General features: G+C 67.6%; 19 protein-coding genes. 4 read left to right on the top strand and 15 right to left on the bottom strand.

Annotated elements, in window-relative coordinates:
• Positions 1–26: 26 nt before the first annotated feature.
• From QCD70_RS04565 to QCD70_RS04515, 11 genes are all read right to left on the bottom strand, one after another.
• Positions 27–1,103 (bottom strand): UDP-N-acetylglucosamine--N-acetylmuramyl-(pentapeptide) pyrophosphoryl-undecaprenol N-acetylglucosamine transferase, encoded by a 1,077-nt coding sequence (locus tag QCD70_RS04565; protein WP_301213997.1) that lies wholly within the window; start codon positions 1,101–1,103, stop codon positions 27–29.
• Complete coding sequence (ftsW, locus tag QCD70_RS04560; RefSeq protein WP_301213996.1) at positions 1,100–2,332, bottom strand: putative lipid II flippase FtsW; 1,233 nt, start codon at positions 2,330–2,332, stop codon at positions 1,100–1,102. The genes QCD70_RS04565 and ftsW overlap by 4 nt, the downstream gene beginning before the upstream one ends.
• Complete coding sequence (gene murD / locus QCD70_RS04555) at positions 2,280–3,929, bottom strand: UDP-N-acetylmuramoyl-L-alanine--D-glutamate ligase (protein WP_301213995.1); 1,650 nt, start codon at positions 3,927–3,929, stop codon at positions 2,280–2,282. Before murD ends, ftsW begins: the two co-directional genes overlap by 53 nt.
• On the bottom strand, positions 3,926–5,023 hold the full coding sequence (gene mraY / locus QCD70_RS04550; protein ID WP_301213994.1) for a phospho-N-acetylmuramoyl-pentapeptide-transferase: 1,098 nt from the start codon (positions 5,021–5,023) through the stop codon (positions 3,926–3,928). Before mraY ends, murD begins: the two co-directional genes overlap by 4 nt.
• The gene (locus QCD70_RS04545) at positions 5,020–6,444 is read right to left on the bottom strand and encodes a UDP-N-acetylmuramoyl-tripeptide--D-alanyl-D-alanine ligase (protein ID WP_301213993.1); all 1,425 of its coding nucleotides are present in this window, start codon (positions 6,442–6,444) and stop codon (positions 5,020–5,022) included. Before QCD70_RS04545 ends, mraY begins: the two co-directional genes overlap by 4 nt.
• A 3-nt stretch (positions 6,445–6,447) precedes the next feature.
• Positions 6,448–7,992, bottom strand: a complete 1,545-nt coding sequence (locus QCD70_RS04540) for a Mur ligase family protein (protein ID WP_301213992.1) — start codon at positions 7,990–7,992, stop codon at positions 6,448–6,450.
• A gap of 15 nt (positions 7,993–8,007) precedes the next feature.
• Positions 8,008–9,795, bottom strand: a complete 1,788-nt coding sequence (locus QCD70_RS04535) for a peptidoglycan D,D-transpeptidase FtsI family protein (protein ID WP_301213991.1) — start codon at positions 9,793–9,795, stop codon at positions 8,008–8,010.
• A 41-nt stretch (positions 9,796–9,836) separates the two neighbouring features.
• On the bottom strand, positions 9,837–10,415 hold the full coding sequence (locus tag QCD70_RS04530) for a hypothetical protein (RefSeq protein WP_301213990.1): 579 nt from the start codon (positions 10,413–10,415) through the stop codon (positions 9,837–9,839).
• The gene (gene rsmH, locus QCD70_RS04525; protein ID WP_301213989.1) at positions 10,412–11,368 is read right to left on the bottom strand and encodes a 16S rRNA (cytosine(1402)-N(4))-methyltransferase RsmH; all 957 of its coding nucleotides are present in this window, start codon (positions 11,366–11,368) and stop codon (positions 10,412–10,414) included. Before rsmH ends, QCD70_RS04530 begins: the two co-directional genes overlap by 4 nt.
• A 100-nt stretch (positions 11,369–11,468) precedes the next feature.
• Positions 11,469–11,900 (bottom strand): division/cell wall cluster transcriptional repressor MraZ, encoded by a 432-nt coding sequence (gene mraZ / locus QCD70_RS04520; RefSeq protein WP_055928434.1) that lies wholly within the window; start codon positions 11,898–11,900, stop codon positions 11,469–11,471.
• 264 nt (positions 11,901–12,164) lie between these two features.
• Positions 12,165–12,548: a DUF3040 domain-containing protein gene (locus QCD70_RS04515; protein WP_301213988.1), complete on the bottom strand. Its 384-nt coding sequence runs from the start codon at positions 12,546–12,548 to the stop codon at positions 12,165–12,167.
• Between the two features lie 78 nt (positions 12,549–12,626).
• On the opposite strand from QCD70_RS04515, the gene QCD70_RS04510 reads away from it, so the two are divergent.
• Positions 12,627–13,718 (top strand): polyprenyl synthetase family protein, encoded by a 1,092-nt coding sequence (locus tag QCD70_RS04510; protein WP_301213987.1) that lies wholly within the window; start codon positions 12,627–12,629, stop codon positions 13,716–13,718.
• A 21-nt stretch (positions 13,719–13,739) separates the two neighbouring features.
• Here the strand turns inward: QCD70_RS04510 and QCD70_RS04505 are convergent, their stop codons facing one another.
• The gene (locus QCD70_RS04505; protein ID WP_301213986.1) at positions 13,740–14,081 is read right to left on the bottom strand and encodes an Rv2175c family DNA-binding protein; all 342 of its coding nucleotides are present in this window, start codon (positions 14,079–14,081) and stop codon (positions 13,740–13,742) included.
• Between the two features lie 164 nt (positions 14,082–14,245).
• Between QCD70_RS04505 and QCD70_RS19195 the strand changes: the two genes are divergently transcribed.
• Together QCD70_RS19195 and pknB are read left to right on the top strand one after the other, a co-directional pair.
• Positions 14,246–14,617 (top strand): LysM peptidoglycan-binding domain-containing protein, encoded by a 372-nt coding sequence (locus QCD70_RS19195; protein WP_367316695.1) that lies wholly within the window; start codon positions 14,246–14,248, stop codon positions 14,615–14,617.
• Between the two features lie 104 nt (positions 14,618–14,721).
• Positions 14,722–16,683, top strand: coding sequence for a Stk1 family PASTA domain-containing Ser/Thr kinase (gene pknB, locus QCD70_RS04495; RefSeq protein ID WP_301213985.1), 1,962 nt, complete (start codon positions 14,722–14,724; stop codon positions 16,681–16,683).
• A 79-nt stretch (positions 16,684–16,762) separates the two neighbouring features.
• Here the strand turns inward: pknB and QCD70_RS04490 are convergent, their stop codons facing one another.
• The 3 genes from QCD70_RS04490 to QCD70_RS04480 form a co-directional block, all read right to left on the bottom strand.
• On the bottom strand, positions 16,763–18,142 hold the full coding sequence (locus QCD70_RS04490) for a class II 3-deoxy-7-phosphoheptulonate synthase (RefSeq protein ID WP_441004910.1): 1,380 nt from the start codon (positions 18,140–18,142) through the stop codon (positions 16,763–16,765).
• 64 nt (positions 18,143–18,206) lie between these two features.
• Positions 18,207–18,896 (bottom strand): lysophospholipid acyltransferase family protein, encoded by a 690-nt coding sequence (locus QCD70_RS04485; protein WP_301213984.1) that lies wholly within the window; start codon positions 18,894–18,896, stop codon positions 18,207–18,209.
• 26 nt (positions 18,897–18,922) lie between these two features.
• The gene (locus tag QCD70_RS04480) at positions 18,923–19,870 is read right to left on the bottom strand and encodes an ROK family glucokinase (RefSeq protein ID WP_301213983.1); all 948 of its coding nucleotides are present in this window, start codon (positions 19,868–19,870) and stop codon (positions 18,923–18,925) included.
• Between the two features lie 183 nt (positions 19,871–20,053).
• Here QCD70_RS04480 and QCD70_RS04475 point away from each other — a divergent pair, with 183 nt between their 5' ends.
• Positions 20,054–21,880, top strand: a complete 1,827-nt coding sequence (locus QCD70_RS04475) for an AMP-dependent synthetase/ligase (RefSeq protein WP_301213982.1) — start codon at positions 20,054–20,056, stop codon at positions 21,878–21,880.
• Positions 21,881–21,887 lie beyond the last annotated feature (7 nt).

Genomic DNA, 21,887 nt, shown 5'->3' with positions numbered 1-21,887 from the left:
GCCTGCGGCCGGTTCAGATGACAAGGTTACGCTCTCGCCAGCGCGCGACGGATCAGCTCGACGAGACGCGCGTCGCCGTCGGCGATGCCGACGCCGCGGGCCGCGTCGGCCATCGCAGCGATCCGCGGCCGATCGGCGAGCAGGGCGAGCAGTTCGCCGTCGACGAACTGCGGACTGAATCGCGCGTCGTCGACCAGGATCGCCGCATGCGCCTCGACGAGGTCGTGCGCGTTGACCTTCTGCTCGCCGTTTCCCACGGGATAGGGCACGAGAACACTCGGAAGGCCGAGCACGGCAAGCTCCGACACCGTGGCCGCCCCGGCTCTCGCCACGACGAGGTCGGCTGCGGCGAAGGCGAGGTCCATGCGGTCGGAGTACCGCACGACCCTGTACCCATCGACACCCGGATCGACCAGGTCGGGCTTGTCGCCCCAGATGTGCAGGATCTGCCACCCGGCGTCGAGGATCGAGCCGTAGGCATCCCGGATCGTGTGGTTGAGCCTCTGCGCACCGAGCGACCCGCCGGTGACGAGGAGGACGGGCGCGTCGGGCTCGAGTCCGAAGGTGTCACGCGCGCTCGGGGACGTCGCGGCCCTGTCGAGCCGGGAGATCTCACGCCGGAGCGGCAGCCCGGTGAGCGTGGCGTGAGGCAGGGGTGTGCCGGCGAAGACCACACCGACATAGGGGGTGAATCGCGCGCCCAGCCTGTTCGCCAGGCCGGGCCGGGCATTGGCCTCATGGATGACGACGGGAACGTGCGCGCGTCGGGCCGCCAGATAGGCGGGCGCGGCCGCGTAACCGCCGAACCCGACGACCACGTCGACCGACCGCTCCACGATGAGCGAGCGCAGCTGCTCCACGACGCCGAGAAGACGGGGGACGAAGGTGAGGGCGGCCCCGCTCGGCCTGCGAGGAAAGGGCAGCCGCGGAATGGTCACGAGCTCGTAGCCGCGCAGCGGAACCAGCCTGGCCTCGAGGCCCTCGGCCGTGCCGACGACGATGATCGACGCCTCCGGGTCGCGACGCCGCACCTCGTCGGCGGTGGCGAGCAGGGGGTTCACGTGGCCCGCGGTACCCCCTCCCGCAAGCAGGTAGGTGGTCATCGGGTCGCCTTCCCGGCGGGCACCTCGGCCGTCAGGTCGCGCTGCCGCGCGATGGAGAGCACGAGCCCGATGCCCACGAGGGTGGTCACGAGCGCCGAGCCTCCCGAGGAGATGAGCGGCAGGGGCACGCCGAGAACCGGGATGACCTGCAGCACGACGGCAATGTTGACGAAGGCCTGGCCGATGATCCAGACCATGGCCGACCCCGTCACGACCCGCGAGAAGAGATCGGTGGAGGACCTCACGATCCTGAGGAACGAGACCGCGAGCACCACGAAGAGCGCCAGCACGACGATCGCGCCCACGAGGCCGAGCTCCTCGCCGATGATCGCGAAGATGAAGTCGTTGTCGGCGGCGGGCAGCCAGAGCCACTTGGCCTTGCTGTTGCCGAGGCCCACTCCGAACACCCCGCCGGCCGCCATGGCCCAGTCGGCGTGCTGGTTCTGATACGAGAGGCCGGACTGGTCACCGGATCCGATGCCGAGGAAGTTCTCGATGCGCGAGAGTCGAGACGAGCTCGACAGCGCGATGATCACCGTCAGCACAAGCCCGACGATGACGGGGATCACCAGCATGCGCAGCCTGATGCCGGCGAAGAACAGGGCCCCGAAGACGAGGGCGGTCATGATCATCACGGTTCCCAGGTCGCCGCCCAGCATCACGACGAAGATTCCAAGGCCTGCGACCGGGAGCGCCGGGATCAGCACGTGGCCCCAGCGACCGAGGTACGGCTCCTTCTTGGCGAGGATCACGCCGAGCCAGGCGACGAGCCCCACCTTGATGAGCTCGGACGGCTGCGCGTTGAAGCCGCCGATGCCGATCCAGTTGCGGTTGCCGCCCACCTCGATGCCGAGGGGCGTCGTGAGCACCAGGAGCTGGAGGGCGATTCCGGTGACCAGGGGAAGCCAGGCCCAGCGACGCCAGATGCGCACGGGCAGCTGCGAGATGACCAGCATCAGGGGCACGCCGACGATGGCGAAGATGGCCTGGCGCCAGAACACTCCGAAGGATCCCTGCGAACCGGCGTACGACGAGATCGAGCTCGACGAGAGCACCATCACGAGGCCGAAGAGCAGGAGGAAGAGCGTCGTGCCGAGAAGGAGGAAGTAGCTTCGCGATTCGGGCTGGAACGCACGCCCCAGGGTGATGCGGGCGCTTCTGCCTGTGCGGCTGCGGTCAGTCGTCGAGGGCGGAGTGGCCGTGCTCGCGCCCGGCCTCGGAGTGGTCACCGTCTGCGGCGGCAGCGTCTGCGATGTCAGCGCTTGGGGCCGCACCGCCTGGGGCCGCACTGTTCGGGGCCGCACTGTCGGTCGTGTCGTCGTCAGCCGGATCGCCTCCCAGATAATGTCGCACGGCGCGTGCAAAGCGGTCGCCACGGTCGGAGTAGTCGGTGAACTGATCCATCGACGCGGCCGCCGGTGCCAGGAGCACCACGTCACCGGGCACCGCGAGGGCGGCAGCCAGTTCGACAGCGACCGACATGACACTTCTAGTCTCCGTGCCGGTCACCTCTCGCACCGGAAGGTGGGGGGCGTGTCGCTCGAATGCCTCCCGCAGCGCGGTGCGGTCCTCGCCGAGGAGGACGACTCCGCGCAGCGTCGCAGCTCGCGCGCGCACCAGCGGCTCGATGTCGACGCCCTTGAGCAGCCCCCCGGCGATCCAGACCACCGACGGGTAGGCGGAGAGCGAGGCGGCCGCGGCGTGCGGGTTCGTCGCCTTCGAGTCGTCGACCCAGGTGATCTCGTCGCGCATCCCGATCACCTCGATGCGGTGGCGGTCGAGGCGGAACGTCTCGAGCGCCGTCCTGATGGCCGGGATAGAAACTCCGACGCTGCGAGCGAGCGCCGTGGCCGCGAGCACGTCGGCGACGGTGTGGGGGGCGCCGAGACCGAGCTCGGCGAGGCGGGACACCGTCGTGATCTCGAGTGCGGAGCTGTGCCTGTCGTCGTGGAAGGCACGGTCGACCAGGATGCCGTCGACGATGCCGAGGTCGCTGGGCCCGGGCACGCCGAGGTCGAATCCTATGGCCCGAGCGCCCTCGACGACCTCCGCGTCTTCGACCATCCTCAGCGTGAGCGCGTCGGCCCGGTTGTAGACGCAGGCGGCGCGGGTGTTGGTGTAGACGCGGGCCTTCGCCGCGACATACGCGTCCATCGAACCGTGCCAGTCGAGATGGTCCTCCGCGACATTGAGGCAGACCGCCGCCCACGGCGACATGCTCGACGTGGAGTGCAGCTGGTAGCTCGACAGCTCGACCACGAAGACATCGAATCCCTGGGGATCGCGGACCGCGTCGAGCACCGGAACACCGATGTTGCCGCAGGGCGCCGCCCTCAGCCCTCCGGCCGCCAGCATGGCGGCCGTCAGCTGGACCGTCGTCGTCTTTCCGTTGGTTCCGGTGACGGCGATCCACTCGGCGGGCGCACTGCCCGCACCGGATGTGCCGACCTTGTCGCGCAGACGCCAGGCGAGTTCCACGTCGCCCCAGACGGGGATGCCCCTCTCGATCGCCCAGGTGATGACCGGATGGTCCGGGTGGAATCCCGGAGACACGACCAGGAGTTCGGGATCGAGGGTCTCGAGCTCGGGCGGAACCGAGGCCAGGGGGGTCGCCTGCACCAGCTCGGCGCCGATGACGTCGAGCATGAGCCGATAGCGGTCGTCGACCTTCTCCGCGACGACGAGCACGCGCGAGCCGAGCTCCGCCAGCGTGTCGGCGACGGAGAAACCGGTGATCCCGAGCCCGAGAACGCCCACGCGGAGGCCAGACCAATCGTCGTTCCAGCTGGTGAGGCCGAGCGCCCTGCCGTCGGCGGGCTCGATCATCGGGAGATCCATTCGAGGTAGAACGACCCCACGCCCGCGGCCACGAGGAGACCGGCGATGATCCAGAATCTCACGACGATCGTGACCTCGGCCCATCCCTTGACCTCGAAGTGGTGGTGCAGCGGGCTCGCGAGCCAGATGCGCTTGCCCCGGGTGAGCTTGAAGTAGGTGAGCTGGATGACGACCTGCCCGGCGACGATCACGAAGATTCCGCCGATGACGATCAACAGCAGCTCGGTGCGGCTCAGGATGGCGAGGGCCGCGAGGGCTCCGCCGAGCGCGAGCGACCCGGTGTCGCCGAGGAAGATCTTCGCCGGGTTGGTGTTCCACCACAGGAAGCCGATCAGGGCGCCGACGATGGCGGCGGCGACGATCGCCAGGTCCATCGGGTCGCGCACCTCGTAGCACTTGCCGAGCACGTCGGGGTCGAGCTGAGGATTGAAGCAGTTCTGGCTGTCCTGCCAGAAGCCGATGAAGACGAAGGCGCCGATCGCGAGGATGCTGGAGCCCGGGGCCAGGCCGTCGAGGCCGTCGGTGAGGTTGACTCCGTTCGACGTGCCCATGACGATCACGCAGACCCAGACGACGAACGCGATCACCACGATGGCGGGTACGACCAGCATCGTGAAGTTGATGTGGGTGTCACGCACGATCGAGATCGCCGTGGAGGCCGGCGTCAGCCCGTTGCCGTCGCGGAAGTTCAGCGCAAGCAGGGCGAAGACGACTCCGACGACGATCTGGCCGACGAGCTTGGCGATGGGGCCGAGGCCCAGGCTTCGTTTGCGATGGGTCTTGATGAAGTCGTCGATGAACCCGACGATGCCGAGTCCGACCATGAGGAACAGAACCAGCAGCGCCGAGATGGAGATGCCCCGGTGTGTGAACAGCAGCGCCACGAAGTATCCGAACAGCGTGGCGAGAACGATGACGATTCCGCCCATCGTGGGCGTTCCGCGCTTCACATGGTGCGACTCCGGGCCGTCCATGTTGATGAACTGGCCCCAGGCCAGGCGCTTGAAGAGTCGGATGAAGACGGGCGTCATGAAGAGCGTGAAGACCATCGACAGGGAGCCTGCAGCGAGAAGGGTGATCATGCGAAGAGCTCCCCCAGACGATCGCCGAGGAACCGGAGTCCCGCGGAGTTCGACGACTTCACGAAGACGATGTCGCCCGAGCGCAGATCGGGTGCGAGCACGTCATAGGCCTCGTCGGCGGTCTCGACGAACACGGACTCGCCGTCCCACGACCCCTCGTGGGTCGCGGCGAGATGCAGAGCCCGGGCTCCCTCCCCCACGACGACCAGCTTCTCGATGCCGAGCCGCACGATCATGCGTCCGATGCGGTCGTGCTCCTCGAGCGAGAACTCGCCGAGCTCGCTCATCTCGCCGAGCACCGCGACCTTGCGCGACGACGGCGAGGCGATCTGGGCCAGCGTCTTGAGGCCGGCCACCATGGAGTCGGGGCTCGCGTTGTAGGCGTCGTTGATGATCGTGACGTCGTCACGGCCCCCGAGGACCTCCATGCGCCAGCGTTCGGCTCGCGTCACGGTCTGGAGGGCGTCGACGATGCGATCGATGCCGACGCCGAGGCTCTCCGCCGCAGCGGCCGCAGCCAGCGCGTTCATCACGTGGTGCTCGCCGAGCACGCGGAATCGAACCGGACGGCTGTCGCCGGATGCCAGCGTCAGCACGAAGTCGGTGCCGGATGCGTGGGCGACGACGTCGTGGGCACGCACGGCCGCGCGCTCGTCGAGGCCGAACCACACGACACGGGCGGCGGTCTTGTCGGCCATGCCCGCGACCCGGGGGTCGTCGATGTTCAGCACGGCGACGTCGGAGGACTCGAGGTCGGACACCATCTCTGTCTTCGTGGCCAGCGTGGTGGCGATGCCGCCGAATTCGCCGGCGTGCGCCAGTCCGACGGTCAGGACGACGCCGACATCGGGCTTGGCCATGCGGATGAGGCGCGTGATCTCGCCCGGGCCGGATGCGCCCATCTCGGCGACGAGGTACCGGCTCGACGGAGTCAGCTTCAGCATCGTGAGCGGAGCGCCCACCTCGTTGTTGAACGAGTCGCGCGGCGCCACCGTCTCGCCCTCGGTCTCGAGGATCGAGCGGAGGAGATTCTTCGTGGTCGTCTTGCCGTTCGAACCCGTGATGCCGACGATGCGCAGCAGCCCGTGCTCGCGCACGCGCCGCACGACCTCGGTCGCGAGGGCGCCCAGGGCGAGCACGGCGTCGTCGACGATGATCTGGGCGACGGACGCGTCTGACTGTCGTTCGGCGATCACGAGCGAGGCGCCAGCGGCCACCGCCTTGTCGATGAAGAGGAACCCGTCGCTGAACTCGCCGGGTTTCGCGACGAAGATGCCGCCGTCACGGATCTCGCGCGAGTCGGTGTCGACCGCGCCGGCGACGACGGTCTGCGGCGACGTTCCGGCCGCCACGACCGCGTCGGGAAGGACGAGTCTGCCGCCGATGATGTCGGCGATGTCGTCAAGTGTGAGTTGGAGCATGGGTCAGAGCCATCCGTATTCCTGCAGGGCGAGCCGTGCCTCGTCGCGCGCGGAGTAGGGGATCTTCTCGCCCGCGACTTCCTGGTAGTCCTCGTGGCCCGGCCCGGCGTGGAGGATCACATCGTGCTCCCCCGCCACCGAGAGGGCCTTGCGGAACGCGAGTCGAGGATCGGGAACCTCGTAGAGTTCGACGTCGTCACGAGCCGCGCGCGCGGCCTCGAGAAGCACGGCCCTGATCGAGGCCGGATCTTCGGTTCGTGGGTTGTAGTCGGTGATGACCACCACGTCCGCGAGGCGCGCGGCGATCGAGGCCATGTCCACCCGCTTCGTCGTGTCTCTGTCGCCGTCGGCGCCGAACACCATGATCACCCGGCCATCCGTGACCCGCCGGAGCGCCTCGAGCGCGCTCTGGAACGCATCCGGGCTGTGGCCGTAGTCGATGTACACGCGGGGGCCGGTGTCGGCCGACACCCGTTCGGCGCGACCGGGCACGAAGGCATCGATCCCCCCGTCTCGCTCGAGCACGTGGGCGATCGCCTCGAGGTCGTAGCCCGACTCGACGAGCATCACGATCGCCAGGGCGGCGTTCTCGGCCATGAACCGGCCCAGGATGGGGATGCTCGTCGTGATGGACCGGTGGTCGGGGCCCTCGATGGTGAACCGCGTGTAATCCACGGTCTCCTCGAGGATCTCGACCTGCCAGTCGGCCTCGATTCCGGGCCTCGTCGAAATGGTGGCGACGGGAATCCTCGACTCCTCGGCGAGACGCGCACCCCACTCGCCGTCGACCAGCACGACTCCCCTGCGGGCACGATCGGGCTCGAACAGCTCGCGCTTGGCCTCGAAGTAGTCGTGCATGCTGCCGTAGTCGTCGAGGTGGTCGTGGGTGAGGTTCGTGAATCCCACCACGTCGAACACGATGCCGTCGATGCGGTGACGGGTCAGCGCCTGGGCGGAGACCTCGATGATCACGGAGCGCACCTCCGCCTCGCGCATGCGGGCGAGCAGGGCATGGACCTCGGTGGCCTCTGGCGTGGTCAGCGTGCTGGTGATGCGGAGGTCGCCGATGCCCCGCTCGGCCGTGGTGCTGAATCCGGCGACGATGCCGAGCTGGGACAGGATCGCGTCGAGGATGTAGGTGACACTCGTCTTGCCGTTCGTGCCCGTGACGCCGAACAGGGTGGGCGGATCGTCGAGCGTGCGATAGATCCACGCGGAGACCGCTCCGAGAGCCTCCCGCGGCTGCGGTGTGACGATCACGGGCAGACCGCTGCCTTCGGCGAGCACGGCACCCTCGGGGTCGGTGAGCACGGCGACGGCTCCCCCCTCGGCTGCGGCGCTCGCGAACGAGGCGCCGTGCACGTTCCGCCCGGGAAGGCCCACGTAGAGATCTCCGGGCACGATGTCGGTCGACGTCAGGCTGATGCCGGAGACGGAGTCGGGCGAGAACTCCCCCCGCTGTTCGAGACCGAAGTCGACGACGAGCTGGGAGAGCGATCGTGCGATCGGGTGTTCCGGGCGCAATCCCTGCGAAACCCGATCCGGCACAGATGACTCCTTCATTCAGTAAGTGGTGGGCAGCTCGGGCGCGGGAACCGTGGACGGCTGCACCCGATAGGTCTTCAGCACCTGTGACAGTACCTTCTGGAAGACCGGCGCTGCCGCCAGTCCAGATGTAATGGTAACGGGCTTCCTGATGGTCACCGAAACGACGTACTGCGGGTCGTCCGACGGCGCCATGCCCGCCATGGAGGTCAGATACGCGCCTCCGTAGGCTCCGGAACCGTCGCTCATCTCGGCCGTTCCTGTCTTGGCGGAGACACGGTACCCGGGGATCTTGATCGCGTCGGCGGCGTATCCCGTCGTCGCGACGGACTCCATCATGTGCACCGTGTCCTGGGCCGCCTGGGGAGAGATGACCTGCTCCCCGGTCGATGCCGGCGGAGCGTCGGTGACCGTTCCGTCAGCGTGCCGGCATCCCTCGAAGAGCTGCACGGGCATCCGCACGCCGTTGTTCGCGATCGCCTGGTATGCACTGGCCATCTGCACCGCCGTCACCGTGAGGCCCTGGCCGAAGGTGGTGTTGTAGATGGTCTGGTCGTCGAGCTGGGTCGGTCCGCTCACATCGCCGGGCAGGATGTCGCCGCTGTCCTCTCCGACGAAACCCACCTCTGTCTTCTGCCCCAGGTGGAACTTGTTCATGTAGTCCCAGCGCTGATCGACCGACATGTTGTTGCTCAGCATCGAGATGCCGGTGTTGGAGGACTGCTCGATGACACCGGTGAGGGTCCAGCGCGTGGGGGCGTGGTAGAACGAATCGTGGATGACGGCGTCGCCCGAGGTGTACTCGTAGGGCGCGAGCACCTGGCTGTCGGGCGTCGCGGCTCCCGCATCGATGAGGGATGCGGCGGTGATCGACTTGAAGGTCGACCCGGGCTCGAACGGGTCGCTGAACACCTTGGCCCCGCGGTACGCGGGGTCGGTCGCGTCGATGTTGTTGGGGTCGACCGTGGGGTATTCCGCGGCCGTCAGGATCTTGCCGGTCTTCGCCTCGGTGACGACGACGGTGCCCGACTCGGCGCCGACCTCGGTCACCCGCTGGGCAAGCGCCTCCTGGGCGAAGTACTGGAGGTCGCTGTTGATCGTGAGCTGGACGTCTCCGCCATCGACGGCATCCTTGACGGTGACCGTCGATCCGGGGATCGCCACCCCGTCCTCTCCGGTCTCCGTGATTTCACTCCCGTCGGATCCCGCGAGGCATGAGTCCTGCGTCAGCTCGGTGCCGGCGAGGGCGGTGCCGTCTGCGGCCACGAAGCCCACGAGGTTGCCGGCGACACTGCCGTCGGGGTATGAGCGCGACTGATCGGCCTTGTAATACAGCCACGGGATGTCGAGGGCCCGGATGGCGTTGTATGTCGCCACGTCGACGGACTTCGAGATGAGCGCGTAGCGCGACGAGGGATCGGCGGTGAGAATGGCGGTGATCGCGGCAGGATCGAGCCCCATCGCCGTGGCCAGCTCGCCGATCGCCTCATCGGCCGTGACGGTGACCTCTCCGGAGCCGTCGGCCGCGGGCCGTTCGAACTCGTCGACCGCGGACGGGTCGGCCTCGATGGCGTAGCGGAGGATGCTGGTGGCCAGGACGACGCCGTTGGCATCGACGATGTCGCCGCGCGTGCCCAGCGTGACCGTGCTGTCGGAGCGGCTGGCGAGCGAGGCGGCGTTCAGTCCCTCGGCCTGCACGACCTGGATGTCGACGAGCCGGACCACGAACACGGAGACCACGGCCACGATGAGGAGCACCGCGATGGCGACGCGCCCTCGGGTTGTTCTGGTGGTCGTCGAGGTCACATGCGGCCTTTCATTCGGCTGGTGAGCGGGTCACCTGTCGGTCAGTGCGTCTGAGGAGAGGGGAGCGCACCCTGCCACGGTACTGTCGGGTCGGGTGCGGCGGCCTGAGGCGCGCTCGACGCGTCGGGAACCGGCGCGGCGACGACCTGCTCGGGCTGCAGAAGCGAGTTGGGGACAAGAGCCTGGTCGGCGGAGATCGGTGCATTCGCAGCGGACGCCGGTGTGGGAGATCCCAGAACGGCGCCGTCGGAGAGTCGAAGGTAGACCGTGTTGCCGTTGGAGACCATGCCGAGCGCCTGGGCATTCTGCACGAGGTTCTGCGGCGACGAGAAGGCGGTGAGCTGCTCGGTGAGGGCCTGCTTCGTTCTGGCCAGGTCCTTCTGCTGGGACTGCAGGGAGGAGATCTGGTACGCGCCGTCCGACAGGCCGATGCTCAGCAGCAGCTGGGCGAGCGCGATGACGGCGATGCCGCCGATCGCGACGGCCGCGTAGACGATACGAGGGCGTTGACGCGGCCGTGCCACGCGATCGGGTGCGGGTGAGAGCCACCGGCGACGCGGCTCCCCCGCGGGCGCCGGTGCACCGAGCCGCTCGATGGGGACGGTGGCCAGGTTGGTCATGATGCACTCCTGATGCGCTCTGCAGCTCGGAAACGGACAGGGGTGGCGCGGGGATTCTCGGCCTTCTCCTCGTCGGTCGCCAGTTCGGCGCCGCGGACGAGGAGGGAGAGCTCGGGTTTGTGCTGGGGCAGTTCCACGGGGAGTCCGGGAGGCGCCGTCGACACGGTCAGCGCCTGGAGGGCGCGTTTGACGATGCGGTCTTCGAGCGACTGGTACGACATGACGACGATTCGCCCCCCGACGCGAAGCACGCCGATGGCTGCGGGGATGGCGCGTTCGAGCACGCTCAGTTCCTGGTTCACCTCGATGCGGAGCGCCTGGAACACCCGCTTGGCCGGATGGCCGGCGCGCGAGAGCGCGGCGGGGGTCGCCTGCTGGAGGAGGTCGACGAGGTCTGCGGACCGTACCAGGGGCTGCTCGGCGCGTCGCTGCACGATACGGCGGGCATAGCGGTCGGCCAGCTTCTCTTCGCCGTAGTCGCGGAAGATGCGCCTGAGGTCGGACTCGGAGTACTCGGCGAGGATCATCTCGGCCGTCAGGGGCGCGTCCTGGTCCATCCGCATGTCGAGCGGTGCGTCTTTCGAGTAGGCGAATCCGCGCTCGGCGCGATCGAGCTGCATGCTCGAGACGCCGAGGTCGAACAGCACGCCGTCGACCGACGGGATGTCGAGACCCTGCAGGGCCTCACCGATCTCGTCGTACACGCAGTGCACGAGGTGCACCCGATCGCCGAACGGCTTCAGCCGCCCCTCGGCGAGTGCGAGGGCCTGGAGATCGCGGTCGAGCCCGACCAGAGTCAGTTCGGGAAACCGTGTGAGGAAGGCTTCAGCGTGCCCGCCGAGCCCGAGCGTCGTATCGACGAGCACGGCGCCCGGCCGTTCGAGCGCAGGCCCGAGCACGCTGATGCAGCGCTCGAGCATGACGGGGGTGTGGATTCGTGTGACGTCGTCCATGGTGTGTCGACCCGTTCGTTCTGCCTGATCCCCATCCATTCCGACCTGGCACCGGGGAAGTGTGCCAGGGCGAGGAACGGGTGGGAGTCACGCGGAACGACTAGAAGAGGCCGGGAATCACCTCCTCGTCGGTCTCGGAGAACGCGGCCTCCTGGGCGGCCAGATAGGTGTTCCAGGCTTCGGCGTCCCAGATCTCGGCCCGTGAGCCGGCGCCGATGACAACGAGCTCGCGCTCGAGACCCGCGTAGCTGCGCAGGTGCGCCGGGATGCTGACGCGGTTCTGCTTGTCGGGGACCGACGCGTCGGCTCCGGAGAGGAAGACGCGCATGTAGTCGCGGGCCTGCTTGCTCGTCACGGGTGCCTGGCGGATCTTGTTGTGCAGTTCTTCGAACTCGGCGGAGCTGAAGACGTAGACGCAGTGCTCCTGCCCACGGGTCAGCACGACGCCGCCCTCGAGTTCGTCGCGGAACTTCGCCGGAAGGATGATGCGACCTTTGTCGTCGAGTTTGGGAGCGTACGTGCCAAGGAACATCGTCCTTTCTCCCCCTCGAAGCCGGCCTGGTGTTGGGTGTTCCTCCACGTTACTCCACTTCACACCACCAATCAACGATATTGGCGGGTCGAGCCATCACTTTTATTCCCAGATCGCCTAAATCTCGCCGATTTTTTTGGTGGAGGGAAATGGAGGAGATTGTCGCACCCGGGGCGAAGAATGGTCCAATGGCGACAAAAAAAGGGGCCGACCCGAAGGTCGGCCCCTGAAGTGGAGGTGGGTGGAGGAGGGTGGGCTCTGGGCCTACTCCTCGCGATCCTGGCGCTTGTCCCAGCGCTCGTTGAGTCGGTCCATGAGATTGGTCTTGGATGCGGCCCCGCTCGGCGACGCTGCAGTGCGCGGCCCGGAGACGGGACGGCCGACGGCCGATTTGGACGGCCGGAGCGCCAGGAGCACGCCGGCGAACATGGCGACGAAGCCGAGGAGCCCGACGATCAGAAGGTGGGTGATCACGCCCACGATCACGACGACGAGTCCGACGACCGCGAGGAGGATTCCCAGCACGAGGGCGCCGTAGTTCAGCTTTCCTCTGCCGGCATTGACCGCCGACACGAAATCGGCATCGTTGTGATAGAGACTGCGCTCCATCTCATCTAGAAGCTTCTGCTCCTGCTCGGAAAGCGGCATCCTAATTCACCTCAGGCTCGGTCACACGCGTCGTACTTGAAGCGATTGTAGTGCGCTGCATCTGGCTAGGCTAGGCGCGTGACACAAAGCACGCACCTGGTCAGCCAGGTCGACACCGAAATCGCCGAATTTCTCGCGTCTCGTGATCCTATTCTCGCTGCTATCGCAGACGATGCGGCCGTGTTCGCGAATTTCTCCCGGTATCTTCTCAGCGGCGGCAAGCGCTTTCGGGCCCGGTTCTGCATAGCAGGGTGGCAGGCGACCTCGACGGGCTCCGAACCCGATGAGGAGCGGGCCGTGCTGACGCTCTCCGCGGCGCTCGAGGTGTTCCACGCCGCGGCCCTCGTGCACGACGACATCATCGACAATTCAGACACCCGTCGGGGCATGCCGGCCACGCACATCCGGTTCGCCTCGGTGCACTCGGAGGGCGGCTTCGCCGGTCGAGCAGACACCTTCGGTCGCGCAGGGGCGATACTCCACGGAGACCTGCTGCTGGGCTGGAGCGACGAACTCGTCGACTCGGCCCTCGACCTGCTCGACGACAGGCAGCGCGCCCGGTCGACACGGGCCGAATTCAATCGCATGCGCACCGAGGTCACCGTGGGCCAGTATCTCGACATCCTCGAGGAGAACGCCTGGCCGACCGTCCCCGAGTCGGAGACCCTCCGACGAGCGGAGCGGGTGATGACCTTCAAATCGGCGAAGTACAGCGTCGAGGCACCCCTCGCCCTGGGAGCCCTCGTGGCCGGAGCCTCATCGGACCAGGTCGATTCGCTCCGCCGCTTCGGCCTGCCCCTCGGTCTCGCATTCCAACTGCGAGACGATGTGCTCGGCGTGTTCGGCGATGCGGCGGTCACCGGAAAGCCCGCCGGCGACGATCTGCGCGAGGGAAAGCGCACCGTTCTGGTCGCCCTCGCACGCCAGGGCATGAGCGAGAGCCGGCGAGCCGCCTTCGATCAGGCTCTCGGCGACTCCGGGCTCGACGACGGCGCCATCGCCGATCTTCAGCGGCAGATCGAATCCAGCGGCGCACTCGAGAGCGCGGAGCGATCCATCGAGTCGTACACGAGAGACGCCATCCGTGCGCTGCGTTCCGCGGAACTGGAGCCGCAGGCCGTTGCCGATCTAGAAGAACTGGCGCGCCTGCTCACCGACAGATCGGCCTGAGCGGCACGACCGGCGACTCGATCAGGCGAGTGCCTGCGCCACCCGGCGCACTTCGGCTTTGCGGCCCGCGAGGAGGGCGTCGATCGGCGCGACACCGAGGGACTCCTCCTCTTCGAGCAGCCACTGCATCGATTCGTCGGGAGAGAAACCCGAGTCGAGGAGCACGATGATGGTTCCCTTGAGCTCCGGCAGCGGTTCGCCGTCGCGCAGGAAGACCTCGGGGACGACGAGCACCTTGTCGCGGCGGATGGCGAGCAGCGAGTGCTCCTCGATCTGCTTGCGAACTCGGCCGGGAGTGGAGCCGAGCAATTCGGCCACGTCGGGGATGGTCAACCAGGTTCTTACGGGGGTGTTTTCACTCACGTTCCCAGCCTGCCATGATCGGGGCCGGACGCGGCACCCCACGGTCGATATCGCATCGTTATCCGACGCGTGCCCCGCCGCGGCTCCAGACCGTTGACGGCCGCCGGCATCCGTGGAAATCTTGATACGAGGATTGATCGAGAATTGCGAGGTGCACGGCCGCTATGACCAGGTCACCGAGCCGCGGCCGTCAAGCGCGATCGGGCAGACCTCGTTCCCTCCTCGCTCTCGTCGCTGTGCCCTTCGTGCTCGGCGGAATCCTGGCATCCAAGATCGCCACGGCATCGAGCCGTCGGCGCGAGCGCACCCCTGCGACCACGGTCGATGAGCCCTCCTACCGGGTGGAACTCGGCGATACGGTCAGCGAGATCGCGATCCGCCACGGGCTCCCCACGGCGCATGTGCTCGCCCAGAACGGCCTGAGCTGGAAGACGCCGATCTTCCCCGGGCAGCTGATCCGGCTCGATCCGATTCCCGACGATCTCGAATGGCCGACGGCCGAGACGGCCGACGGTCGACCCACCCCGTCGGCGTGAGCGCACGATCGAACAGCGGGTCTGGCATCTTCGCGGTGTCTATCCCGGCTTCCACAGCCGACGCTCTCTAAACTTCATTCGTGACCACAGCGCCCACTGACCCTATGATCGGACGTCTCATCGACGGTCGGTACCAGGTGCGGGCGCGTATCGCCCGTGGCGGCATGGCCACGGTCTATCTGGCGACCGACCTGCGGCTCGAACGCCGCGTGGCGATCAAGATCATGCACGGTCACCTCGCCGACGAATCCAACTTCAAGGAGCGCTTCGTCCAGGAGGCGCGCTCGGCGGCCCGACTGGCCCACCCCAACGTGGTCAACGTGTTCGACCAGGGCCAGGACTCCGACATGGCCTACCTCGTCATGGAATACCTGCCGGGCATGACCCTGCGCGACCTGCTCAAAGACTATGGAACGCTCACCACCGAGCAGACCCTCGACATCATGGACGCGGTCCTCGGCGGCCTCGCCGCGGCTCACAAGGCCGGCATCGTGCACCGTGACCTGAAGCCGGAGAATGTTCTCCTCGCCGACGACGGCCGCATCAAGATCGGCGATTTCGGGCTCTCGAGGGCCACGTCGGCCAACACGGCCACGGGTCAGGCGCTGCTCGGCACCATCGCGTACCTCTCCCCCGAACTCCTCACGCGTGGCACGGCCGACGCCCGCAGCGACATCTACGCGGCCGGCATCATGATGTACGAGATGCTCACAGGGGCGCAGCCGTTCGTCGGCGACCAGCCCATGCAGATCGCGTTCCAGCATGCCAACGACCAGGTGCCGAGACCGAGTGCCGTCAACCCGTCCGTTCCTCGCGACCTCGACGAGCTCGTTCTCTGGGCCACGGCCAAGAACCCGGTCGACCGACCGACCGACGGCCGCGCCATGCTCGAACAGCTTCGACTCACCGAACAGACGATGTCGGCCACGCAGGCGGCAACCACAGGGGTGCAGCGCACCGTGGTCATGCCCGCCGCGCTCAGCCCGGAGGTCGCCTCCGCCCAGACCCAGGCCTTCCGCAACACCGGGCTCACCTCGGCGTTGACCGCCCCCACGCGGGCACCCCTTCCTCAGCAGGCGCCCCCCGCGACGACCCGCAGCGTCGCGCCCTCCGCACCGTCCGATCGACTGAAGGCCTCGGCCGCGGTGCGTCGCCGACGCGGATTCTGGATTGCGGGGATCATCGTCCTCCTCGTGGCGCTCGCCGGAGGCACGGGATGGTATTTCGGCATCGGCCCGGGCGCCCAGCTTACGATCCCCGAAGTCGCAGGTCAGGCTCCTGATGCCGCGCAGGCGGCACTCGAGGAGCTCGGCGTCGTGGTCACTCGGGCCGATCAGTCGAGCGTCACGGTGCCCGTCGGAACGGTCGTCGGAACCGACCCCACCTCGGGCGCGCATGTCGCGCGCGACTCGAACGTCACCCTGTTCGTGTCGACCGGCCCGGCGCAACTGCCGCTCCCGCAGTTGATCGGCGCCGACCAGGCGGCGGCGCAGCAGGCCCTCGAACAGGCCAAATTCACGGTCGGCAGCACGTCGCAGGTGTTCTCGGGCGATACGGCTGCGGGAACCGTGCTCGACGCCTACGGCGCCGACGGCGCGAGCCTGGCCGTCGACGGATCCACTGAGGGCGTACTGTACGGCGAGGCGCAGCCCGTCTCGTTCCTCGTCTCTGCGGGCGCCATCCCCGATGTATCAGGCCAGAGCGTCGACGAGGCGACCGCCACCCTGCAGGCCGTCGGACTGTCGGCTGCGGCGGGCGAACAGGTCTACAGCGATTCTGTCGAAGAAGGACTCGTGATCCAGGCGATCGCGCCGGCCGATACCGTGCGACCCGGCGACACGATGTCGTTGCAGGTCTCCCGGGGTCCCGAGCCTGTCGAGGTGCCGGATGTCGTCAAGCTGTCGTGGTCCGAGGCCAAACCCATCCTCGAGGCGGCCGGATTCGACCTCAGCTACCCCGCTGGCGCCGACATCGTTCCCGGGCTCGTGACCGTGACGGCCACCAACCCGGTCGCGGGAACGAGCGTGCCGCGCGGATCCAAGGTCACGGTCAGCGTCAGCTTCTAGGCGCGAGCACCGGGAAGCAACGAGAGAGCCCCGAACGCACGGGGCGTTCGGGGCTCTCTCGTCGGACGATCAGCGAGTGTCAGGCCCGGCGCACTTCTCCCAGTTCCTCGGCCACCAGGAATGCCAGTTCGAGCGACTGCATGTGGTTGAGGCGGGGATCGCAGAGCGACTCGTAGCGCGTCGCCAGGTCGGCCTCGTCGATGTGCTCCGAGCCGCCGAGGCACTCCGTGACGTCGTCACCCGTGAGCTCCACGTGGATGCCGCCCGGGTGGGTGCCCGCGGCACGATGAGCCTCGAAGAAGCCCTTGACCTCGTCGACGACGTCGTCGAAGCGACGCGTCTTGTAGCCGGTCGGAGTCGTCAGGCCGTTGCCGTGCATGGGATCGGTGACCCACAGGGGCACCGCGTCGGCCGACTTGATCGTTTCGAGCAGGGGCGGCAGCGCGTCGCGGATCTTGCCCGCGCCCATGCGCGTGATGAAGGTGAGGCGGCCGGGCTCGCGGTTCGGGTCGAGCTTGTCGATGAGACGAAGCATGTCGTCGCCCGTCGTCGTCGGCCCGAGCTTCACGCCGATCGGGTTGCGCACGCGGCTCAGGAAGTCGACGTGTGCGCCGTCGAGGTCGCGGGTGCGCTCGCCGATCCAGAGGAAGTGGCTCGACGTGTTGTACGGGGTGCCCGTTCGCGAGTCGATGCGCGTCATGGGCCGCTCGTAGTCGAAGAGCAGCGCCTCGTGGCTGACGAAGAACTCGGTGCGCTTCAACGCCTCGAAGTCCGCGCCGCACGCGATCATGAACTTGACGGCACGGTCGATCTCCCGAGCCAGGTGCTCGTACCTGACGTTCGCCGGGTTCGACGTGAAGCCCTTGTTCCAGTCGTGCACCTGGCGGAGGTCGGCGAAGCCGCCCTGCGTGAAGGCGCGGATGAGGTTCAGCGTCGACGCGGCCGTGTGGTAGCCCTGCACGAGCCGGCGAGGGTCGGCCTCGCGCGACTCCGGCGTGAAGTCGTAGCCGTTGACGATGTCGCCACGGTAGGCGGGGAGCGTGACGGAGCCCCGGGTCTCGGTGTCGCTCGACCGCGGCTTGGCGAACTGGCCGGCCATGCGCCCCATCTTGATGACGGGCATCGAGGCGCCATAGGTGAGCACGACAGCCATCTGCAGCACCGTCTTGACCCGGTTACGGATCTGCTCCGCCGTCGCGCCGGAGAAGGTCTCGGCGCAGTCTCCGCCCTGGAGCAGGAACGCCTCTCCTCGGGCCGCCACGGCGAGCCGGTCGCGCAGGTTGTCGACCTCGCCCGCGAAGACGAGCGGCGGGAGACCGGCGATCTCCGACGACGCCGACTCGACGGCGACGCTGTCGGGCCACGACGGCTGCTGCTTCACGGGCAGCTCGCGCCAATAGTCCAACCCGGCGATCACAGAGTCATCTGCTTGAACGACCAGTTCGGTTGGATCTACCACGTGCGGGTTCCGTATCTGTTTCTTTTTCGGCGATCGCGAACCGAGTGCCCGGGGGCCGGTCGCGTCAACGGGCGACGCTCGCCCGTTTCTCCTTTACCGAAGTCGCGTAGACGTCTGCGTATTCCTGGCCCGAGAGCCGCTGCAGTTCGTACATGATCTCATCGGTGACGCTTCGGAGGATGAATCGGTCGGATTCCAATCCCTCGAACCTAGAGAAATCTAGCGGCTCGCCAATGATGACGCCAACTCGCCTGATCTTGGGCACCTTCGTGCCGATGGCCATCACCTTGTGCGTGTCGATCATCGCCACGGGGATGACAGGGACCCCGGCTTCGAGGACCATGCGAGCGACACCGGTGCGACCCCGGTACATCTTGGCGTCGGGGCTGCGCGTGCCCTCGGGGTAGATGCCCAGCAGGTCGCCGCGGCCGAGTACGCCCAGGCCCGTGTTCAGCGATGCCTCCGATGCCTTGCCGCCCGATCGATCGATCGGCAGCTGGCCCGTGGCGAGGAAGAAGCCCCGCACCAGCCATCCCTTGATGCCCTTGCCTGTGAAGTAGTCGCTCTTGGCGAGGAACGACACGCGCCGCGAGAGCACCAGCGGCAGGATCACCGAGTCGATGAACGACAGGTGGTTGCTCGCGAGGATGGCACCGCCGGTGTGGGGCACGTTCTCGAGCCCGCGAATCCAGGGGCGGAAGATCGTGAGCACGATCGGCCCGGCGATCAGGTTCTTCATGATCCAGTAGAACATCGTGTGCCTTCTCCTGCTCGCCCGGGTCAGATCTGCGCGGCGTAGAGGCGCGCGAGGTCGGCGGCGCCGACGACCCCGGCGTCGTTGACGAGTTCAGCGATCCTGAACTCCGGCTCGGGGTGATACCCGCGGGCCGGAAGGTTGTCGAGGAACGACTGCCGGATGGGGTCGAGCAGCAGGTCGCCCGCCTGGGCTACTCCCCCGCCGATCACGAAGAGCTGGGGGTCGAGGACCGCGGCGAGGCTGGCGCTCGCCTGTCCGATCCAGTGGCCGAGCTCGCGCAGTGCAGCCAGGGCACCCGGATCTCCGGCCTGGATGAGCTCGCTCACCTCATGGCCGGTGAGCACGCCGACGCGGGCCCGCGCGGCCGCCAGCCCGATGCCGATGCCGCCGGCATCCGCCAGTTCGTTGGAATAGCGGAGCAGCGCCCGACCGGAGCCGTACTGCTCGATGCAGCCCCGCGCGCCGCAGCCGCAGGGAAGACCGTCGGGAACGACCCTCATGTGGCCGAGCTCCGCCGCAGCGCCGAAGCCACCGCGGAACATGCGGTCGGCCGACACGATCGCTCCCCCGACGCCGGTGCCGATCGTGAGCATGCACATGTCGCTGACGAGCCGGCCCGCACCGTAGCGGAACTCGGCCCAGCCGGCCGCATTGGCGTCGTTCTCGATGATGACGCGGTAGGGCACGCGGCGCTCGAGCTTCTCTCGGAAGGGCTCGTTGCGATAGCTGATGTTCGGCGCGTAGTACACGGTCGACTGCGCGGCATCGATGAATCCTGCGGCGGCGACGCCGACGGCGGCGACGTCGTAGCCCTCGGCGAGCTCCGTGATCATCGCGACGACAGAGTCCTCGATGTTCTGGATGTCGACGGCCTGGGTGGGCCGTCGGTCGAATCGCACGATCTGCCCGAGGTCGTCGACCAGAGCGCCGGCGATCTTGGTTCCGCCGATGTCGATGCCGATGGCGTGCATGAAACCCGTGTCCTTCCACGTCGCCGGCCGGGTGAGGCAAGGACGTCGCTTGCGATGCGCCTTCCGACAAAGGATCGAATGCGCCAAGTAGAGTGTAGTTATCCGGCGCCATAGAGCACCATTTGGCCGGAGCATCGGCCCACCCGCCGACGAGCACATTGACCTGTTGACAAAGGAGTTGACGTGGAAGAATTCTCTGTACCCGCCGTTGTGAAGGCTGACCCCGACGCGAACGTGACGGACCTGCTGCTCGCGCGGGCGGCCGCCACCCCCGACGCGCCGCTGTTCGCCGTTCCCGACGGCGACGAGGGCTGGAGCGAGATCACCGCCGCGGAGTTCCTGCACCGCGTGCGCGCGACCGCGAAGGGTCTCATCGCCCTGGGCATCTCGCCGGGCGACAAGATCGGCTTCATGTGCAAGACGCGCTACGAGTGGACGGTGGTCGATTTCGCGACCTGGTTCGCGGGCGCCATCCTCGTTCCCATCTACGAGACCTCCTCACCCAGCCAGGTGCAGTGGAACCTCAGCGATTCCGGCGCCGTCGCCGTCATCCTCGAGACCGCCGATCACTTCGCGAAGTTCGACGAGGTGCACCCCGACCTCCCGGCGATCGAACAGGTGTGGCAGATCGAGCTCGGCGATCTCGACAAGATCGTCGCGGCGGGAACGGGCGTCAGCGACGAGACCCTCGAGGCGGCGCGCTCCCGCGCCGTCGGAAGCGACCTGGCCACGCTCATCTACACGTCGGGAACCACGGGACGGCCGAAAGGCTGCATGCTCACGCACTCCAACTTCGTGGAGCTGAGCCGCAACGCCGGGGTCGCGATGAAGGAGATGCTCGAGCCCGGCGCATCCACCCTGCTGTTCATCACGACCGCGCACATCTTCGCCCGGTTCATCTCCGTTCTCTGCGTGCACGCCGGTGTCAAAGTGGGGCACCAGCCCGACACGAAGAAGCTGCTGGTCTCGCTCGGCAGCTTCCGTCCGACGTTCCTGCTCGCGGTGCCCCGTGTGTTCGAGAAGGTCTACAACTCATCGGAGCAGAAGGCGGAGACAGGCGGAAAGGGTGCGATCTTCCGCAAGGCCGCCGCCGCCGCCATCGAGCACTCCGTCGCCCTGGATGCCGGAAAGGTTCCCCTCGGCCTGCGGCTGCGGTTCGCGCTCTTCGATCGCCTCGTGCTGTCCAAGATCCGGCAGGCGATGGGAGGGCGCGTGCAGTACGCCGTCTCGGGATCCGCCCCGCTCGGCCACCGACTCGGGCACTTCTACCGGAGCCTCGGCATCAAGATCCTCGAAGGCTACGGACTCACCGAGACCACCGCCCCCGCCACGGTCAACCTCGTGTCGAAGTTCAAGATCGGCACCGTGGGGCCCGCCCTTCCGGGGGTCGGCGTGCGTATCGCCGACGACGGCGAGATCCAGGTCACGGGAATCAACGTGTTCGCCGGCTACTGGAACAACGAGGCCGCCACCCGGGAGGCGATGGACGGCCCGTGGTTCAAGACCGGCGACATCGGGGCGTTCGACTCCGACGGGTTCCTCACCATCACGGGCCGCAAGAAGGAGATCATCGTCACCGCGGCGGGCAAGAACGTCGCCCCCGCTGTTCTCGAGGACCCGATCAGGGCGAATCCCCTCGTCGGCCAGGTCATCGTCGTCGGCGACCAGAAACCCTTCATCTCCGCCCTGATCACCCTCGACCCGGAGATGCTGCCGGTCTGGCTGGCGAACAACGGTCAGCCCTCGCAGCTCACGCTCGCCGAGGCGGCGCAGAACCCCGCGGTGCTGGCGGAGATCCAGCGTGCGGTCGACGAGGCCAACAGCACGGTCTCGAGGGCCGAGTCCATCCGCAAGTTCGTGGTGCTGAGCCATGATCTGACCGAGGACTCCGGCCACCTGACGCCGAAGCTCACGATCAAGCGACACGTGATCATGAAGGACTTCGCCCCCGATGTGGAGCGCATCTACCAGGCTGCTCCGGCCACGGAGGGCCAGTCGCTCATCCTCTGAGACGCGG

Source organism: Agreia sp. PsM10 (assembly GCF_030433855.1).
Classification (GTDB): Bacteria; Actinomycetota; Actinomycetes; order Actinomycetales; family Microbacteriaceae; genus Agreia.
This window is presented reverse-complemented; position numbering and strand designations above follow the sequence as displayed.

Excerpts from the sequence above, each read along its gene's own strand:
- QCD70_RS04565 (WP_301213997.1), bottom strand. The coding sequence starts at position 1,103 with ATGACCACCTACCTGCTTGCGGGAGGGGGTACCGCGGGCCACGTGAAC.
- murD (WP_301213995.1), bottom strand. The coding sequence starts at position 3,929 with ATGATCGAGCCCGCCGACGGCAGGGCGCTCGGCCTCACCAGCTGGAAC.
- mraY (WP_301213994.1), bottom strand. The coding sequence starts at position 5,023 with ATGATCACCCTTCTCGCTGCAGGCTCCCTGTCGATGGTCTTCACGCTC.
- QCD70_RS04545 (WP_301213993.1), bottom strand. The coding sequence starts at position 6,444 with ATGCTCCAACTCACACTTGACGACATCGCCGACATCATCGGCGGCAGA.
- QCD70_RS04530 (WP_301213990.1), bottom strand. The coding sequence starts at position 10,415 with ATGACCAACCTGGCCACCGTCCCCATCGAGCGGCTCGGTGCACCGGCG.
- rsmH (WP_301213989.1), bottom strand. The coding sequence starts at position 11,368 with ATGGACGACGTCACACGAATCCACACCCCCGTCATGCTCGAGCGCTGC.
- mraZ (WP_055928434.1), bottom strand. The coding sequence starts at position 11,900 with ATGTTCCTTGGCACGTACGCTCCCAAACTCGACGACAAAGGTCGCATC.
- QCD70_RS04515 (WP_301213988.1), bottom strand. The coding sequence starts at position 12,548 with ATGCCGCTTTCCGAGCAGGAGCAGAAGCTTCTAGATGAGATGGAGCGC.
- QCD70_RS19195 (WP_367316695.1), top strand. The coding sequence starts at position 14,246 with ATGACCAGGTCACCGAGCCGCGGCCGTCAAGCGCGATCGGGCAGACCT.
- pknB (WP_301213985.1), top strand. The coding sequence starts at position 14,722 with ATGATCGGACGTCTCATCGACGGTCGGTACCAGGTGCGGGCGCGTATC.
- QCD70_RS04485 (WP_301213984.1), bottom strand. The coding sequence starts at position 18,896 with ATGTTCTACTGGATCATGAAGAACCTGATCGCCGGGCCGATCGTGCTC.
- QCD70_RS04480 (WP_301213983.1), bottom strand. The coding sequence starts at position 19,870 with ATGCACGCCATCGGCATCGACATCGGCGGAACCAAGATCGCCGGCGCT.